The organism is Synechococcus sp. H60.3, from assembly GCF_047462295.1.
Lineage (GTDB): Bacteria > Cyanobacteriota > Cyanobacteriia > Thermostichales > Thermostichaceae > Thermostichus.
In genome coordinates this window covers 1-16,572 of the sequence record NZ_JANSIY010000055.1, presented here as the reverse complement: position 1 = coordinate 16,572, position 16,572 = coordinate 1, and the positions used below count along the sequence as shown (strand labels likewise).

Below are 16,572 nucleotides of genomic sequence, written 5' to 3'. Positions count from 1 at the left end.
AAGGATATCCCGCTGCCCAGTTTCGATATTAGGTACCTAAGCCGATTGCTATGAGCTACGGGAGAGACCTGAGATACCTGTTACCCTCAACGATATCATTCGCAATAACTTCGAGGAAGAACTTCTAAAATTTTTTGAAATTACCCTCTCTCAAAAGAATCGGCAAACTCTTGAGGCCCACCGAACTATTCTTAGAGCCTGCTACAGAGACCCAGAACTTTGTTCGGAGATAAATGCCAGAAAAGAGAAGGAGGTGGCTGAAAAGTGGATAAAGAGGTATAATAATGGCTACGAAAATAGAATTTCGAAATGAGTATTGAAGTCTACAAAGACAATCGCTGGCATGATTGTCAGTACCGTTATCAGCGCTCGGATTCCCAAACTTACGGCAGAACACCGTAAGTGGCTGGATCAACTTCACAAGCAAGTATTACCTGAATGTCTTCTTCTAGACCCATACAGCCAGAAAAAACTCAGGATTTTTAGCTGAGGCTAGCTAAACGAGCGTCAACTGTGATCGGTTACTTTTGAGTCTGTACCTTACTCTCTTAACGCAGTAGTTCTCTGCAAACTCTGATGCTACAGTCCACTGACTGCCGATTTTTCCCTGCTGATTTCGCCGCCTCGGAGTAGTCGCCGCACCTATTGTTCTAAGCAGTTTAAGATTTCTGAAGCTTCCCTTACAGAGAGGTACTGGGTAGACAGAGCAGACACTGTTTCAGAGTCGAAACTAGATTTGGGTATCCACTTTACTATACTCTGACCGGTATGTAGGAGACAATGAGGTCAATCTATCCCTAGGCCAGTGGCCCACCAACGCGGTAGGCTAGATCGCAGTGGGCCTTCTGTTGGGTTCTCTACTGCAATCAACGGTTCTCTCCTCTTGCCGCCATGGCTTTGCAACTTGAACCTGCCGCTCCGGCAGAAGTAGCCATCTATCAGCCCTATTACGCCGTCGCGCGCCGGCAACACCTAGCTCTTGCGGTGGGCCTCTACAAAAAAGGCAGCCTGGAAGGACAGAGGGCCATCGAGGGAGACAAACCTGTGCGTTTCCTGGCCAGTTGGCACACGTCGCCGTTGCCCTCCGATCTGACCGTGGTGCAAGTGATCTTCGATCAGGATGCTGAGCTCACTTACCAGCTCTCCATCGCCAACTACGAGTTTGTGGATTACCTAATCGATGTCGTAACACTGGTGCAGCGTGGACAACCGCCGGATTTCACCACTGCCTTTTACAAAAAGCTGATGCGGTATGAAGACTGACGCCAATTCTCCGGTTGCCGTCACCCTCTACGACACCACCCTGCGGGATGGGGCGCAGCGGGAGGGGCTATCGCTATCACTGCAAGACAAGATCCAGATCGCCAAGCTGCTGGATCGCCTGGGGATCCCGTTTATCGAGGGGGGCTGGCCGGGGGCCAATCCCAAGGATGTGCAGTTTTTCTGGCAACTGCGGGAAGAGCCTCTGGAGCAGGCGGAGCTGGTGGCCTTTTGCTCCACCCGCAAGCCGGGGCGGCGGGCGGCTGACGACCCCCTGCTGCAGGCCATCTTGGCAGCGGGCACCCGCTACGTGACGGTGTTCGGCAAGTCTTGGGATCTGCATGTGACTGAGGGGCTGGGCACCACCTTGGCCGAAAACCTGGCCATGATCCGGGATACCATCGCCTATTTGCGCTCCCAGGGGCGACGGGTGATCTACGATGCTGAGCACTGGTTCGACGCCTATCGCCATAACTCCGACTACGCCCTGCAAACCCTCGTGGCGGCGGCAGAAGCGGGGGCAGAGTGGCTGGTTCTCTGCGATACCAACGGCGGATCCCTGCCCCCCGAGATTGCCGCCATCACCGCAGCCGTCTTGGCCGAGTCCCATCACCTGGGGCATTTGCCCCTGGGGATCCACACCCACAACGATTCCGGCACTGCTGTGGCCAATGCCCTGGCGGCAGTCCAGGCGGGGGCGCGCATGGTGCAAGGCACCATCAACGGCTATGGGGAGCGCTGTGGCAACGCCGACCTGTGCAGCGTCATCCCCAACCTGCAACTAAAGCTGGGCTACCGCTGTCTGCCGGAAGGGAAGCTGCAACACCTGACGGAGATCTCCCGCGCCATCAGCGAGGTGGTCAACCTGGCTCCGGATGACCATGCCCCCTTTGTGGGCCGGTCGGCCTTTGCCCACAAGGGCGGGATCCACGTTAGCGCCGTCCAGAAAAACCCCCTCACCTACGAGCACATTGCCCCGGAGCAGGTGGGCAACTGCCGGCGCATCGTGGTTTCGGAACAAGCGGGGCTGAGCAATATCCTCAGCAAAGTGGCCGGCTTCGGGATCCGGCTGGACAAGTCAGATCCCCAAGCCCGCTTGATCCTAGAGCGGTTGAAGACCCTGGAGCTGCAGGGCTATCAGTTTGAGGCGGCTGAGGCCAGCTTTGAGCTGCTGGTGCGGGAGCTGTTAGGTCAGCGCTTGCATCCATTTGAGGTGCTTAGCTTTAATGTCAGCACCACTACCCGCTCCGACTGGAGCAGCAAAGACTGGGATCCCAGTGGTGAGGCGGGGGATGTGCAGTCCTTGGCGGCGGTGAAGATTGCGGTGCAAGGGCAGACGCGGGTAACGGCAGCGGAAGGCAATGGGCCGGTGGCGGCTTTGGATGGGGCGCTGCGCAAAGCCTTGCTGGAGTTCTACCCCCAACTGGAAGGGATTCACCTGGCCGACTACAAAGTGCGCATCTTGGATGGGCGGGCCGGCACCTCGGCAAAAACGCGGGTGCTGGTGGAGTTCAGCGATGGCCACCGCCGCTGGACCACGGTGGGAGTTTCCACCAACATCATCGAAGCCTCCTGCCGGGCCTTGGTGGAAGGCTTAGAGTATAGTCTCTTGACAGCACCTTGCCTTTCCCCAGCCTCTGCCCAGATGGCCTCTCCTTGAGGGGGATCTGCAACCATCTCCCCTCTCCCAGAGGGAGAGGGGCCGGGGGTGAGAGGCTGGCTCTAACTTGTGTGAAATCGTACAGCTCCCATGAGAATCATCGGCTTGACGGGCGGCATAGCCACCGGTAAATCCACAGTGGCCCGCATCTTGGAACGGCACGGGATCCCGGTGGCCGATGCGGATCAGATGGCCCGCCAGGCCTTGGCGGTGGGATCCCCCATCCGCGAGCGGGTGCTGCAGCGCTATGGCCAGGCCATCCGGGCTCCCTCTGGAGAGCTGGATCGCCGCCAGTTAGGGCAGATTATCTTTGCCGATGCCGCCGAGCGGGCCTGGCTAGAAGCCCAGATTCACCCGTTTGTCAAAGCGCGGCTGCGGGAGTTTCTCCAGTCTCACGGAGCCTCTGCGCCGCAAGGGGTGCAACATCCTCAAAAGGACGGCCCTCCCACCGTTTGCCTGATGATCCCGCTGCTGTTTGAGGCCCACATGGAAAACTGGGTCAGCGAGATCTGGGTGGTGACCTGTACCCCTGAGCAGCAGCGGCAGCGCCTGGCCCAGCGGGATCCCCTGCTGACGCCAGCAGAAATTGAAGCTCGCCTGGCCAGCCAGGGGCCCCTAGAGGAAAAGGCCCGTCGCGCCCATGTAGTGCTGGACAATTCTGGATCCCTGGCAGAGCTGGAAGCCCAGGTGCAGCAAGCGCTGGCTTCCCAGAAACCCCTGGCCTCGCCCCAGCAGGCTGGATAGAGTAGCGGATGGGGATGGTGGGTTGAGGAAGAGTCGATGCAAGAAACGATTTGCGGCGGCGAGCCTGTTGGCGATAGCAGGGCAGAGTCCTGGTGGGTGCAAGCGCTGGCGGCGCGGGAGCAGGAGATCGAGGCGTTGAGGGAGCGCAACCGCCTGCTGCAGAGCCAGATCGATCTTTTGGAGCTGCGCCAAGAAAAGCAACAGCGGCAAATTCGCAGCTATGAGGCCGAGATCGAGCAGCTCTACCAAGAAAAGCAGGTGCTGGAGCAGATGATCCAGGAGCTACCAGAGCTCTACCGACGTAAGCTGCAGGCCCGCCTGCAACCCATCCGCGAGCGCATCGCCGCCATTCAGGCGGAAAATCGTCGGCTCAAGAGGGAGCTGTACCAGCTCAGCTACCGCCTGCAGCACGTGGACCAACTGGATGCCCCCCGCTGGAAGCTGCAGCTGCCCCGGATAGCTCTCCTGCGCCGCCGGGATCCCAACGGCCGGCGGCCAAAAGCTCTACCCACCCAGGAGGTGGCATCACCCAGCGTCGCTCCTGAGGGGCAAGGGGCAGAATAGGGGAGCCCTCTGGGATTGCCTCCGCATCGCCCGGCGATAGCGGTCTCGGCTGGGGCGCTGCTTGCTCGGAGATCTTCGGAAATGGCCGCCGCTGGCAAGTACGAACCCCTGCATCTGAAATACCGCCCGCAGCGTTTTGCCGATGTGGTGGGCCAAGGGGCGGTGGTGCAGACTTTGGCCAATGCCATCCGGCAAAACCGGGTGGCGCCGGCCTACTTGTTCTGTGGTCCGCGCGGCACGGGCAAGACCTCCAGCGCCCGCATTCTAGCCAAGTCCTTAAATTGCGAGCAGGGGCCAACACCGGATCCCTGTCAGGTGTGCAGCCAGTGCCGCGCCATCACCGCCGGCTCTTCTTTAGATGTGATTGAGATCGACGCGGCCAGCAACACCGGCGTGGACAACATCCGCGAGCTGATCGAGCGGGCCCAGTTTGCGCCGGTAAATAGCCGCTACAAGGTCTATGTCATCGACGAGTGCCACATGCTCAGCAATGCCGCCTTCAACGCTTTGCTGAAGACCCTGGAAGAGCCGCCCCCCCGCGTGGTGTTTGTCCTGGCCACCACCGACCCGCAGCGGGTTCTGCCCACCGTCGTTTCCCGCTGCCAGCGCTTTGACTTCCGCCGCATCCCCCTCGAGGACATGGTGACCCACCTGGGCCAGATCGCCGCCCAGGAAGGGATCCCCATCACGGCAGAAGCCTTGCAGCTGGTGGCCCAGCTTGCCCAGGGGGGGCTAAGGGATGCCGAACGGCTGCTGGATCAGCTTAGCTTGCTGGAGGGATCCATCACCCCAGAAGTTGTCTGGGATCTGGTGGGCGGGATCCCGGAACGGCAGCTTTTGGAGTTGACGGATGCCCTGCTGGCCCAGGATGTAGAGGGGGTGCTGGCTCAAACGCGGCAATTGCTGGAGCGGGGCAAAGAGCCCCTGGTGGTGCTGCAGAACCTGGTGGCTTTTTACCGGGATCTGCTCCTGGCCAAGACGGCCCCCCAGCAGCGGCAGTTGGCAGCGGTAACGGATCCCACCTGGGCAGCCTTGCAACAGCGGGCCCCTCGCTACTCGGTGGAGATGCTGCTGGCGGCCCAGAGCCATCTGCGCCAGTGCGAGCCGCAAATTCGCCAGAGCGGGCAACCCCAGCTTTGGCTGGAAATTGCTCTGCTGGATCTGCTGGGCCAGCTGCGCACAGGGGCTGCAGCCAGCGCCGCGATCCCCCTTGCCTCTGCGGGCTTACCTTCTGCTGAGAAAAGTGTCGATGTCCCCCCTCGCACCCCAGCAGAACAAAAGCAGAGGGCTACAGCAACAGCCACCCCAGAGTCCTTCACCCCTTCCCCTAGCCCAGCAGGGGACTTGACGCCCCTGCCGCAAGGACCCAGCCCACAAGAGCCGCTCCCTCCGGAAAAGGCAAAGGATCCGGCGCCTGCCCAGGTGTTGCGGCCCCGCTGGGAGCAGTTTCTTGAAAACCTCCGCCCCATCACGCGAGGGCTATTGGCATCCGGCCATTTGCAGCAGGAGGCTCTTGTTTGGCTCGATGGGACGGAGACCTTAGAAATTACCCTTGCTTTTCCCAATAAGGGCCTGGTGGAGAAAGTGCGCAGCAAAGAAGCCGAGGTACACTCTGCTCTTTACAACCTGCTGCGGCGCCCGGTGCGGCTGAAGCTGGTGGTACAGCCACCGCCTCGCCTACGGGAGGGGCATGCTGGCCCAGCTGCGGCCCGTGACCCAAGGTTGGAGAGCAGCCCTCCTTCCCCCGAGCTCCCTCTTCCAAGACAGGCGGAGCTGAGGGCCCCGCAATCTACTGCCCCAGTGGTGCAAACCGCAAGGCCACCCTCCTACGACCTGGCCCATGAGCTGGCGGAGGTGGCCCGTCGGTTTGCCGACCATTTCAACGGCAGCCTGATAGATTTGCAAGGGATCCTGACCTCGCCCGAGGAGGCGACGGCAGAACTGTCCGCTCTCGAGAGCCTGGAGGCAGAAGGAGCCCCGGATCTGGGTGAAACCTACGGCCCGCCGGCAACCGAGTCCCCCCTAGCCCCCGAAGAGGAGGAGCTGCCTTTCTAGGCACTATTTTGGGGCGCTGGTTTTGCCCCTGCCGCTTTTGCTGGCCCGCCAAGGAACGCCTCTAGCGCTGGGATCCCTAAGGGCCAGCTCAGCTAGAGAGAGCGACCGCCTCCACCCGCATCCGCTCGTTCGATCAATTAAGGAGATATTCCCTGGAGCCCTGCGTCGGGGCAAACCTTATTCTAATCCTGGGGATCCCTGGGGGCGGATGAGCTCGATCGGCAGGCCATCGGGATCGGCGATGAACGCTACCTCATAGACTTGGCCGCCAATTTGCTGGCGTTGCGGCGGCAACAGCAAGGTGAGGGGCACCTGCGCCTCCAGATGCTGCAGATAGTCGGCCAGGGATCCCCATTCAGGGCCAATCTCCAAAGAGGGATGGTAGTAGCCTACATAGTGAGGATCCCCGAAAGGATCCGGCGCGGGATGGGGCTGCGGCACCTGCATCAGCTCCAGGCGACCCCAGGGGCTGTGCATCCAACAGGCTAAGGTGATCCCGGCAGTAAACCGTTCTTCCACCACAAAGCCCAGCCCCTCGTAAAAGGCGATGGAGCGAAAAATATCGGCGGTGCGAATAGAAAAGTGATGCAGCTTCATGGTTGTGCTAAGAGGTCGAATAGGAGCAGACTGCCCAGGTCAACCGCCCAGAACCGCTAGCCAAGCGCAAGCAGACTTGCTAGGCTCCAGAAGAAGCAGCGATGGATCCATAGGTAGACCCGATTGTGGGCGCTGATCCGCCGTACCCCTGGGTCGGGAGGCTCACCACCTTCAGTCGATTCCTTCTAGTCAACATCATCATGCCCAAGCTGGTCATTGTCGAATCTCCCACCAAAGCCCGTACCATCCGCGGCTTCTTGCCCGCCGGCTATGAGGTGCAAGCCTCGATGGGACATGTACGCGATCTGCCGGAGTCGGCCTCTGACATTCCTGAGGAGGTGAAGGGAGAAGAGTGGAGCCGTCTCGGAGTCAATGTCCACGCCAACTTCGAGCCTCTCTACGTGATCCCGAAGGACAAAAGAAAGGTAGTCAAAGAGCTGAAGGAGGCGCTCAAGAAAGCCGACGAGCTGATTCTGGCCACTGACGAAGACCGGGAGGGGGAAAGTATCAGTTGGCACCTGCAACAGGTGCTGCAGCCCAAGGTGCCCACCCGCCGCATGGTGTTCCATGAGATCACCCGCGAGGCCATTCAGGAGGCGCTGCAAAATTGCCGTGAGGTGGACGAGCAACTGGTGCGGGCCCAAGAGACGCGCCGCATCTTGGATCGCCTGGTGGGTTACACTCTGTCGCCGCTGCTGTGGAAAAAAATTGCCCCCAAACTCTCGGCAGGTCGGGTGCAATCGGTGGCGGTGAAGCTCTTGGTGGATCGGGAGCGGGAGCGGCGCGCCTTTAAAAAAGCCACCTACTGGGATCTGAAAGCGGATTTGCAACCGAGGACAGCAGGCCAAGCGGCCTCCTTCCCGGCAGAGCTGGTGAGCCTGGGCGGCAAACGTCTGGCCAGCGGACAAGACTTCGATCCCAGCACCGGGCAGCTCATGGCCGGACGGGATGTGGTGCTGTTGGATCAAGCCCAGGCCGAGGCCCTACGGGATCGCCTGCTGGGGAAAGCTTGGGTCGTCAGCTCGGTTGAAGAACGCCCCTCCACCCGCAAGCCCGCCCCTCCTTTTACCACCTCCACGCTGCAACAGGAGGCCAACCGCAAGCTGCGCCTGTCGGCTCAGCAGACGATGCGCATCGCCCAAAAGCTCTATGAAGAGGGCTACATCACCTACATGCGTACCGACTCGGTACACCTGTCGGAACAGGCCATCCGCGCTGCCCGCGCCTGCGTGGAGTCGATGTACGGCAAGGAGTACCTCAGCCCCGAACCTCGGCAGTACACCACCAAAACCAAGGGGGCGCAAGAAGCCCACGAGGCCATTCGTCCCGCCGGGTCAGAATTTCGCCTGCCCAGCCAAACCCCCCTCACAGGGCAGGAGCTAGCCCTCTACGACCTGATCTGGAAGCGTACTGTCGCTAGCCAAATGGCCGAGGCACGACAGACCCACACCATTGTGCTCATCACGGTGGATGATGCGGTGTTTCGGGCCAGTGGCAAGCGCATCGATTTTCCCGGCTTCTTCCGCGCCTATGTGGAGGGATCCGACGACCCAGAGGCGGCTTTGGAAGATCGGGAAGTGCATCTGCCCCTGTTGCGGCAGGGGGATCCCTTGAGCTGCCTGCAGTTGGAGCCGGTGGGCCACGAAACCCAGCCGCCGCCTCGCTTTACGGAGGCTTCCCTGGTCAAAGTGTTGGAAAGTGAGGGGATTGGCCGCCCCAGCACCTACGCCACCATCCTGAACACCATCATGAGCCGTGGCTACGTGAGGTCGATGGGGAACGCTCTTGTGCCCACCTACACAGCCTTTGCGGTTACCGAGCTACTGGAAAAATACTTTCCCAACTTAGTGAACACCCGCTTCACCGCCGAGATGGAGCAAACCCTCGATGACATCGCTTCTGGCCAGGCAGACTGGCTGCCCTATTTGCGCCACTTCTTTCTGGGAGAGCAGGGTCTAGAAGGCCAGGTGAAGGCGCGCGAGTTGGAAATCGACTCCGGCCTGGCCCGCTCCATTCACCTGGAGAACCTGCCTGTCAAGATCGGCATTGGCCCCTACGGCCCCTATGTGTCGGTAGAGACTGAATCGGGAGAGGTGCGCGCCAACCTGCCGGAGGATATTCCCCCCGCCGATCTCAGCGCCGAACACATCGAGGAACTCATTCGGCGCAAGCAGGAAGGTTCCAAGCCCATCGCCTTCCACCCGGAAACCCAAGAGCCGGTCTACGTGATTCCCCAGGGTCCCTACGGCCCTTATGTGCAGTTGGGGGAAGTGTCGGAGAAGAACAAAAAGCCCAAGCGCACCTCCCTCCCCAAAGGGCTGAAGCCGGAGGAGGTCACCCCTGAGATTGCCCTTGGGCTGCTCAGCCTGCCGCGCACGTTGGGGGAGCACCCAGAGTCGGGGAAGAAGGTGCAAGCAGGGATTGGCCGCTTCGGCCCCTACGTGGTCTGCGACGGGGATTTCCGCTCGCTGCCTGCCGATGAGAATGTGCTGACCATCAGCTTGGAGCGGGCGCTGGAGCTGCTGGCCCAGCCCAAAAAAGGCCGTGGGCGCGGCTCGGCCAAACCCCTGCGCGAGCTGGGATCCCATCCTGAGGATGGCGAAGCGGTCACTTTGCACGACGGCCCCTACGGGCTGTATGTCAAACACGGCAAGGTCAATGCTTCTTTGCCCAAGGAGATCCCTGCCGAAGCAGTCACCCTGGAAATGGCCCTGCAGGTGTTGGCCGAAAAAGAAGGTTCTTCTGTCAAAGGGAAAGCCCTCTCAACCAGCAAAGCCAAAATGAAGGCCAGCATGACAGGCCAGCAGGCCGAGGCGGCTGGACTGCGGCAGCGGCGCGGAGCACAAGCAGCTTCCACCGGCGGTGGGATGGCCAAGGAGCCCCAGGCGAATGGTTCAGCTCCGTCTAGATCCCGTTCCACCATTTTGAAGGTCACTCCCAAAGCTAGCTCCTGAGGACAGCTTCTCAGGCTGGGATGGCACCAGACCCCCTGCTTTGGGTGGAGTAAGGAGCCGGTGCAGATGTTAGGGCTGCGGATTCAAGACAAAAGAGCCGTTCAGGGAACCCCACCCCAGCGAGAGCCTCCCTGAAGGGCCCAGAGGGATCCCAGCCCCAGTGCTGCAAACTGTCGTCGTCGCATTTATCCTGACGATGAGTCGGCAAGCAACGGATCGTATCCTAGTTGCTGGCTGAGGCGAGCGCGGGCCAACTCCCGGTACTCCCAAAAGTGTTCCCCTGCCGCGCACAAACCCAAATACAGGTTCAGCAGGCTGGGCTTGCGCCGCCAAATTGTCCACAGTTGTCGCCAAAATTGGGCGCGAATTTGCGGGTGGCGGATCCCTTGTTGCCAAATGAGCTGGAGAAGGAGGTGGATCCCTTTCTGAAGGGGCAGCCTCATCACTTGTCGCCGGCCTGCTTTAACCCCTATATTCAGGCATTGTCGCAGACAACGAGAGAGATATCGCGCCGGCTCATACAACTTCCAAAAACTCTCCAGATATTCCCGGGCAATTTCAGATGGAGAACGGGTGGGAATAAAGTTCATCAGCGTGTTTTGATCCCCAAATTCGGTGACGCCAATTCCCTCCAGCAACCGCTGCTCTTTTTTGAGGCGATTCCACAGTTGAGTGTTGGGTAGAGCCTGTAAAATGCCCAACATCGGCTGAGGAATACCGGTCTGCTCGACAAAAGCCTGAATGCGCTCCCCCGCACCTGGCCGCTCTCCGTCAAAGCCCAGAATAAACCCGGCGTAGATCAACAGCCCAGCATCGTTGATCTTGCGACAAGCCTCTACCAGGGGGTGGCGGGTATTCTGTAGCTTTTGAGTCATCTGTAAGCTGTCTTGGTCTGGGGTCTCAATACCCAGAAAGACCGCATAGAACCCCGCTTCTACCATCAACTGCATCAACTCTTCATCTTCAGCTAGGTTGACAGAAGCCTCTGTCATAAAGGTAAATGGATAGTTGCGCTCCTTGCTCCACGGGATCAGCTCGCGTAAAAATCGCTTGACATTGCGCTGGTTGCCGATAAAGTTGTCATCCACCACAAAGACCGAGCCACGCCAGCCCAGGTCGTAGAGGGCTTGCAGCTCGGCAAGCATTTGGCTTGGCTCTTTGGTTCTGGGCTTGCGTCCATAAAGAGAGATGATGTCACAAAACTCGCAATTAAAGGGGCAACCCCGCGAGAATTGCACTGACATCATGAAGTATTGATCCATGCGCATCAGGTCAAATCTCGGCAGAGGGCTTTGGGTGACATCTGGCTTTTCTGTGGCTCGAAAAATGCCCACTTCTTGCCCAGATTCTAGAGCCTTGACAAAAGCCGGTATGGTCACTTCCCCTTCGTCCAAAACCAGGTAGTGGGCTCCAGAGTCGAGAGCATCTTGGGGCAGAGAAGTGGGATAGGGCCCTCCCACTGCCACCTTTTTACCCAATTGCACAGCTTTGCGAATTAAGGCGTGAAAATCCTGCTTCTGCACCAGCATGGCCGACAGGATCACCAGGTCGCACCACTGCCAATCGGCTTCCGTTTCGGGGGCAACATTGCGATCCACAAAGCGAAGCTCCCAGTCCTGGGGCAACAGAGCGGCAACTGTGATCAAGCCCAGAGGTGGCATCAGTGCTTTCAGACCCACCATCTCAATGGTGCGATTGTATGACCAGAAAGATTGGGGAAAGCGAGGATAGAGCAACAACGCCTTCATACCCGTCAGCTCCTAAATTGTAGATTCTGATCTAACACGGGCCGTTCCAAGCAAGTTAAAAACTCTCCTCTGGCCCTCTGCACTGCTGCAACCATCTCTACAAAAAAAGGAGCTGGAGATCTACACAACAAGCAGTTTGGATGCGATTTGCAATAACCCTGGCGTGCTGTTTCCTATTTCGAGTGGCTGTGGTTGTCAGCAACAAAGATAGAGGGCTAGCGGGATACAATCTTGCTGAAGAGAGGTTCGAGGTGGCCTGGCAGGACTTTATCCCGGCTTGTGCGAGCGCACGAATATCCCAGTTCTTGGTTCAGAGTTGAAACCTACCTATAATGGATTTTCCAGCATTAAGCCAAGTATGGAAACACCTCCCTGGCTAGGAGGGATCCTAACCAGTCGCTTGCTGGATCACAGGATGCGGAAAGGTTTTATCCCTTCACGAGAAATTCAAGCCTAGCTGGCTTGCTCGAAGATGCGCTGAACCAAGCCGCTGACGAGGGAGAGCACAATGGCACCGACAAACGCCCAACCAAAGTTGTCGATGTTGAAAGCATCTCCGGCCAAGAAGTCGGCAATGGCTAAGCAGATGCCGTTTAAAATCAGCCAAAACAAACCTAGCGTCAGGATTGTAATCGGCAGGGTGATCAACTGCAGAAACGGCTTCACCAAGCTGTTGACTAGCCCAATAGCCAGTGCCGCTACCAAGGCACCTCCAAACCCGGAGACGTGGATCCCGGGCAAAAGCCAAGCCAAAATCATCACGCTCAAGGCCGACATCAGCCAGGTGGCCAAAAGAGCTGCCATACTTCCTCCCTTACCCCGCCGGGGCAGCCATTTCGCCCTCTATGCTATCCAATCCTGAGGGATCCCGGCTGCCGACACCTCTTCCGGGCTGTAAGTTTGCAACGCCAAAGCATGGATACTCTGCCCCATCTCCTCAGCCAGAGCGGCGTACACCAAGCGGTGTCGTTGCAGAGAAGTTTTGCCGGCAAACAGAGGCGACACCACCTGCACGCGGTAGTGCCCCCCGGATCCCTGCTGCCGTCCCCTATGGCCAGCGTGGCGGTGGGATTCGTCCTCTACATAGGCGTAGGTGGCCTGTAGCTTCTCGGCCAGGAGCTGCCGAAGGCGGTTCGGGGTGAGCATGGGATCTTCAAGATTGAGTGCTGGCCTTGGCAAAAGCCGCCTCCACCAGGGGGCGCAGCTCGTTGCGGGCGTGCATCTCTTGGAGGATGTCGCAGCCGCCCACAAACTCCCCGTCAATGTAGATTTGCGGAATGGTCGGCCAGTTGGAAAACTCTTTGATCCCTTGGCGAAGCTCGGGATCCTCCAGCACGTTAATTGCCGTGTAGGGGAAGCCCAAGCTATCCAATATGCGAACGGCAGCGTAGGAAAACCCACATAGGGGCATTTCTGGGGTGCCCTTCATATAAATCAGCACTTTGTGGGTACGAACCTGGTTGCGGATTTTCTCTTCCAAAAGGGGATCCAGCATGGTAGCCAGCCAGTTTAGCGACAACAGGGGACAGGCAAATTCAGCTCCTATCGTAATCTCATTTTCATCCACTTTTGACGAAAAGCGTCAACAGGCATCCTGGAGCCTGGCGGGGGCTCCCCCTGCTGACGACAAAAAGTGCTAGAAGGGGAAGCAGTGGAGGTTTCTCACCGGAGGCCATTCATGCTAACGGAGTCCTCTCGCGCCAGCAGGACAGAGTCCTCTCGCGTTAGCGGGACGGAGTCCTTGCCGTCGGCGGTGGAAAGCCCTGAGACAGGGGGGAGTGATTCTTCCTCTTCTGCCAAGCCGGAGCCAAAACTGGGGTTCTGGCAGCAATTCTGGGAAGACATCGACTGTGTCTTCGAGCGGGATCCGGCGGCGCGCAACCGCTGGGAGGTACTTTTCACCTACCCCGGGGTACATGCTCTCTTCCTACACCGCATCGCCCATTGGCTGTGGCAGCGGCGCTGCTTTTTTCTGGCCCGCTTGCTCAGTTTCATTTCTCGCTCCTTTACGTTGATCGAAATCCACCCGGCAGCCCGGATTGGACGGCGCTTTTTCATTGACCATGGTTGTGGCGTGGTGATCGGGGAGACGGCGGAAATTGGCGATGACGTCACCCTCTACCACGGGGTTACCTTGGGGGGCACCTCTTGGACCAAAGGTAAACGGCATCCCACCCTAGAAGATGGGGTGATCGTGGGCACAGGGGCGAAGATCCTGGGGCCAGTTCGCATCGGCGCCAGAGCCCGCATCGGGGCCAATGCAGTGGTGATTCAAGATGTGGCCCCCGGCATGACGGTAGTCGGGATCCCAGGTCGAGCGGTCATCCCACCCCATCAACGCCGCATCCCCGCCCACGGCATCGACCTCGATCACCACCTCATGCCTGACCCGGTGGGACGGGCAATCGAGCAGTTGTTGCACCGCATTCAAGAGCTGGAAGCCCAGGTGGCCCGTCTTAGCCAAGAGCGGGAGCGGGCCCAGCCAGATGGTTCAGGGGCGGGTGACTAGCTCGGCAGTATCCGCATGGGGGCGTAAGTTTCTGAGGCTTTCCCTGGAAGAGGGCAGAGTTCGCAGCTTCCTCAGGCGCAGGGGAGAAGCTTGCCCTGTTGCGTAACCCTTTTTGCGGCAAAGGGGTGGAGCCATTTCAGCAGGGCGAGCTAGGGTGCTAGCATCTCGGCTCTACGGGGAAAACGGTGATGATGTCGGCCAAACCCCTCTCTGGGGCAGCAGCTCTGCTCTGCCTAGGCCTAGCTCCAGCCGCTCTGGCCCAGACGCTCCTGCCGGAGCAAACGGTGCTCCTCGACAGCAGACAGAACAGCGCCACCCCTCTACAAAGCAATGTCCTACAAAACATTGTCTTCGTCGTGCCCAACACCCCAACGCAGCACTTCGCCGGCAGATGGGGTTGGCGCAGCAGCCCCTCACCGCCCCCTGCCCCCATCACAATCCTTATCCTCAACTCCCAAGCCAACTTGGCCGCCGAGGCAGGCGAGCCGCAGAGTTGTGGCCAGCGCTGCCAGGGATCCCTGCGCCTGCCGTAAAGAAGAGGCTGCTGCTTGCACCTCAGACTGCCCAAGCCCGCAATCCGGCTCGCGGCAATGCTCGGATCCCCAGGGATGGGGGTTGATATAATTCAGGGCAATTGTCCACCGCTGGGCGGCAGAGGGTTTTAGCGCAATCTTGGCCCGGCTTTCCAATCTTTGTGGTGTGCGAGGCGAGGGATCCCTATGAATTGTTCCAGGCAGCTCTGCCCTTGGCTAGCTTCAGCCCTAACCTGTGGGATGGTGCTACACACCGCTGCAGCTTGGGCACAACCCCAACCCGGCACCCTGGATCTGCGCACCGGTGGCGATGCCCCCGCCCAACCCACCCCCACACCTACCCCCGCCGCCGGCGAGCCAGAAGTTGAAGTTTTGGTGGCAGAAGTGGTGGTCGAGGGTACCGACGACCCAGAGCTGATCGAGCAGGTTTACAAAGTTATCCGTACCCGCGCCGGCGAGGTCTCCACTCGTTCCCAACTGCGGGAAGACATCAACGCCGTGTTTGCCACCGGTTTTTTTGCCGATGTGCGGGCGGTGCCTTCCGATACGCCTCTGGGGGTGCGAGTTACCTTTGAAGTCAAGCCCAACCCCACCCTCAAAGCCGTGCGCACGGAAGGGGCAAAAGTTTTGGATCCGGAGGTGCTCCAGAAGGCCTTTGCCGACCAAGAAGGGCGGGTGCTCAACTTTGGCAAGCTGCAGGCAGCAGTGGCCGAGATTGAGCAGTGGTATGCCGACAAGGGCTACGTGCTGGCCAAAGTGACAGATGTGCGCTCCTCCGAAGATGGCACTCTCACCCTGGAAATTGCCGAAGGGGAGATCGAGGATATTCGCGTGCAGGGCAACACCAAAACCCGCGACTTCATCATCACCCGCGAGCTGAAGTCCAAGCCAGGGGATGTGTTCAACCGCAACCAAATCCAGGAAGACCTGCAGGCGGTTTTCAACCTCAACCTCTTTCAGGATGTAAATGTGGGGCTCAACCCCGGCCAGGATCCCGACAAGGTGGTGGTGGTGGTGAACGTGGAAGAGCGCCGCACCGGCACCTTGAGCGGCACCATCGGCGTCAGCTCGGCCACAGGGGTCTTTGCCGGCCTCAGCGTCTCCGAGGAAAACCTGGGCGGCAACAACCAGAGCGCCAGCTTCAATGTGCAGTTGGGCACCAACGAAACTCTGTTTGATTTGAACTTCACCGACCCGCGCATTGCCACGTTGGAGATCCCCACCTCCTACAACGTCAACATCTCCAACCAGCAGAGCTCCAGCTTTGTTTTCAACGAGGGATTGACCTTGCCCAACGGGGATCCCGTGCGCATCAACCGGCTGGGCGGCAGCGTCACCTTCTCGCGTCCCATTGGGGGCAATTGGCGGGCCAGCTTGGGCACCCGCATCCAATTTGTGGAAGCCCGCAACAGCAACGGCGAGCAGGAGCGCTTTGACGTGCTGGGCAACCCGATTACCTTCAGCGCCAGCGGCCAAGACAGCTACACCACCCTGCGGCTCGGCCTCGTCAACGACAGCCGCGACAACCCCAACAGCCCCAGCCAGGGATCCGTCTTTCGCATCTCCAGCGAACAGTCGGTACGTCTTTTCGAGAATGGCCTCAACGCCAACCGCCTCGAGACTAGCTACAGCCAGTTCATTCCCGTCAAACTGTTCGAGACCCGCAGCGAACGACCGCAGGTGCTGGCCTTTGACGTGCGGGCGGGCACCACGATTGGCGACTTGGCTCCCTACGACGCTTTCCCCATCGGCGGGGGCAGCTCGGTGCGGGGATTTTTTGAGGGTGGCGTCGGCTCCGGTCGCAGCTTTGCCACGGCGACGGCGGAGTTGCGTTTTACCCATTTCGACCCCGGGGGGGCACTGGTCATCCCCGCCAACCGCACCCAACTGGGCAGCCGCCAGGCCGTCATAGGCAAACCTGCGGCGCTGCGCAACAAGCCGGGCAGCG

Annotated in this window: 14 protein-coding genes; 9 read left to right on the top strand and 5 right to left on the bottom strand. The window is 59.5% G+C overall.

Annotated elements, in window-relative coordinates; all coding sequences use genetic code 11:
- Positions 1-891 precede the first annotated feature (891 nt).
- From ebsA to NW841_RS07505, 5 genes are all read left to right on the top strand, one after another.
- On the top strand, positions 892-1,263 hold the full coding sequence (ebsA, locus tag NW841_RS07525; protein ID WP_414366770.1) for a type IV pilus biogenesis protein EbsA: 372 nt from the start codon (positions 892-894) through the stop codon (positions 1,261-1,263).
- On the top strand, positions 1,253-2,920 hold the full coding sequence (gene cimA / locus NW841_RS07520; RefSeq protein WP_414385994.1) for a citramalate synthase: 1,668 nt from the start codon (positions 1,253-1,255) through the stop codon (positions 2,918-2,920). The genes ebsA and cimA overlap by 11 nt, the downstream gene beginning before the upstream one ends.
- 90 nt (positions 2,921-3,010) lie before the next feature.
- Entirely contained in the window at positions 3,011-3,664 is a 654-nt protein-coding gene (gene coaE, locus NW841_RS07515) for a dephospho-CoA kinase (RefSeq protein WP_414385993.1), read from the top strand.
- Between the two features lie 36 nt (positions 3,665-3,700).
- Positions 3,701-4,228 carry a hypothetical protein gene (locus NW841_RS07510; RefSeq protein ID WP_414385992.1) on the top strand — a complete coding sequence of 176 codons (528 nt, stop codon included), beginning with the start codon at positions 3,701-3,703 and terminating at the stop codon, positions 4,226-4,228.
- Positions 4,229-4,309: 81 nt separating this feature from the next.
- A complete protein-coding gene (locus NW841_RS07505; protein WP_414385991.1) occupies positions 4,310-6,283 on the top strand; it encodes a DNA polymerase III subunit gamma/tau in 1,974 nt (657 codons plus the stop codon).
- Positions 6,284-6,460: 177 nt separating this feature from the next.
- Here NW841_RS07505 and NW841_RS07500 read toward each other — a convergent pair whose 3' ends face one another.
- Positions 6,461-6,880 carry a VOC family protein gene (locus tag NW841_RS07500; protein ID WP_414365978.1) on the bottom strand — a complete coding sequence of 140 codons (420 nt, stop codon included), beginning with the start codon at positions 6,878-6,880 and terminating at the stop codon, positions 6,461-6,463.
- A 200-nt stretch (positions 6,881-7,080) separates the two neighbouring features.
- On the opposite strand from NW841_RS07500, the gene topA reads away from it, so the two are divergent.
- Positions 7,081-9,834, top strand: a complete 2,754-nt coding sequence (gene topA / locus NW841_RS07495; protein WP_414385990.1) for a type I DNA topoisomerase — start codon at positions 7,081-7,083, stop codon at positions 9,832-9,834.
- Positions 9,835-10,019: 185 nt separating this feature from the next.
- Here the strand turns inward: topA and NW841_RS07490 are convergent, their stop codons facing one another.
- The 4 genes from NW841_RS07490 to grxD form a co-directional block, all read right to left on the bottom strand.
- Positions 10,020-11,582: a B12-binding domain-containing radical SAM protein gene (locus tag NW841_RS07490; RefSeq protein ID WP_414385989.1), complete on the bottom strand. Its 1,563-nt coding sequence runs from the start codon at positions 11,580-11,582 to the stop codon at positions 10,020-10,022.
- A 453-nt stretch (positions 11,583-12,035) separates the two neighbouring features.
- Positions 12,036-12,386, bottom strand: a complete 351-nt coding sequence (locus NW841_RS07485; RefSeq protein ID WP_414365975.1) for a phage holin family protein — start codon at positions 12,384-12,386, stop codon at positions 12,036-12,038.
- A gap of 39 nt (positions 12,387-12,425) precedes the next feature.
- The gene (locus tag NW841_RS07480; RefSeq protein WP_414385988.1) at positions 12,426-12,728 is read right to left on the bottom strand and encodes a BolA family protein; all 303 of its coding nucleotides are present in this window, start codon (positions 12,726-12,728) and stop codon (positions 12,426-12,428) included.
- Between the two features lie 7 nt (positions 12,729-12,735).
- Positions 12,736-13,074: a Grx4 family monothiol glutaredoxin gene (grxD, locus tag NW841_RS07475; protein ID WP_414365983.1), complete on the bottom strand. Its 339-nt coding sequence runs from the start codon at positions 13,072-13,074 to the stop codon at positions 12,736-12,738.
- A gap of 186 nt (positions 13,075-13,260) precedes the next feature.
- Here grxD and cysE point away from each other — a divergent pair, with 186 nt between their 5' ends.
- From cysE to NW841_RS07460, 3 genes are all read left to right on the top strand, one after another.
- Positions 13,261-14,091 (top strand): serine O-acetyltransferase, encoded by an 831-nt coding sequence (gene cysE, locus NW841_RS07470; RefSeq protein WP_414365973.1) that lies wholly within the window; start codon positions 13,261-13,263, stop codon positions 14,089-14,091.
- A 188-nt stretch (positions 14,092-14,279) separates the two neighbouring features.
- Entirely contained in the window at positions 14,280-14,624 is a 345-nt protein-coding gene (locus tag NW841_RS07465; RefSeq protein ID WP_414378512.1) for a hypothetical protein, read from the top strand.
- Between the two features lie 186 nt (positions 14,625-14,810).
- Positions 14,811-16,572 (top strand): BamA/TamA family outer membrane protein (locus NW841_RS07460; protein WP_414385987.1); only part of this gene is annotated, 1,762 nt, incomplete at its 3' end.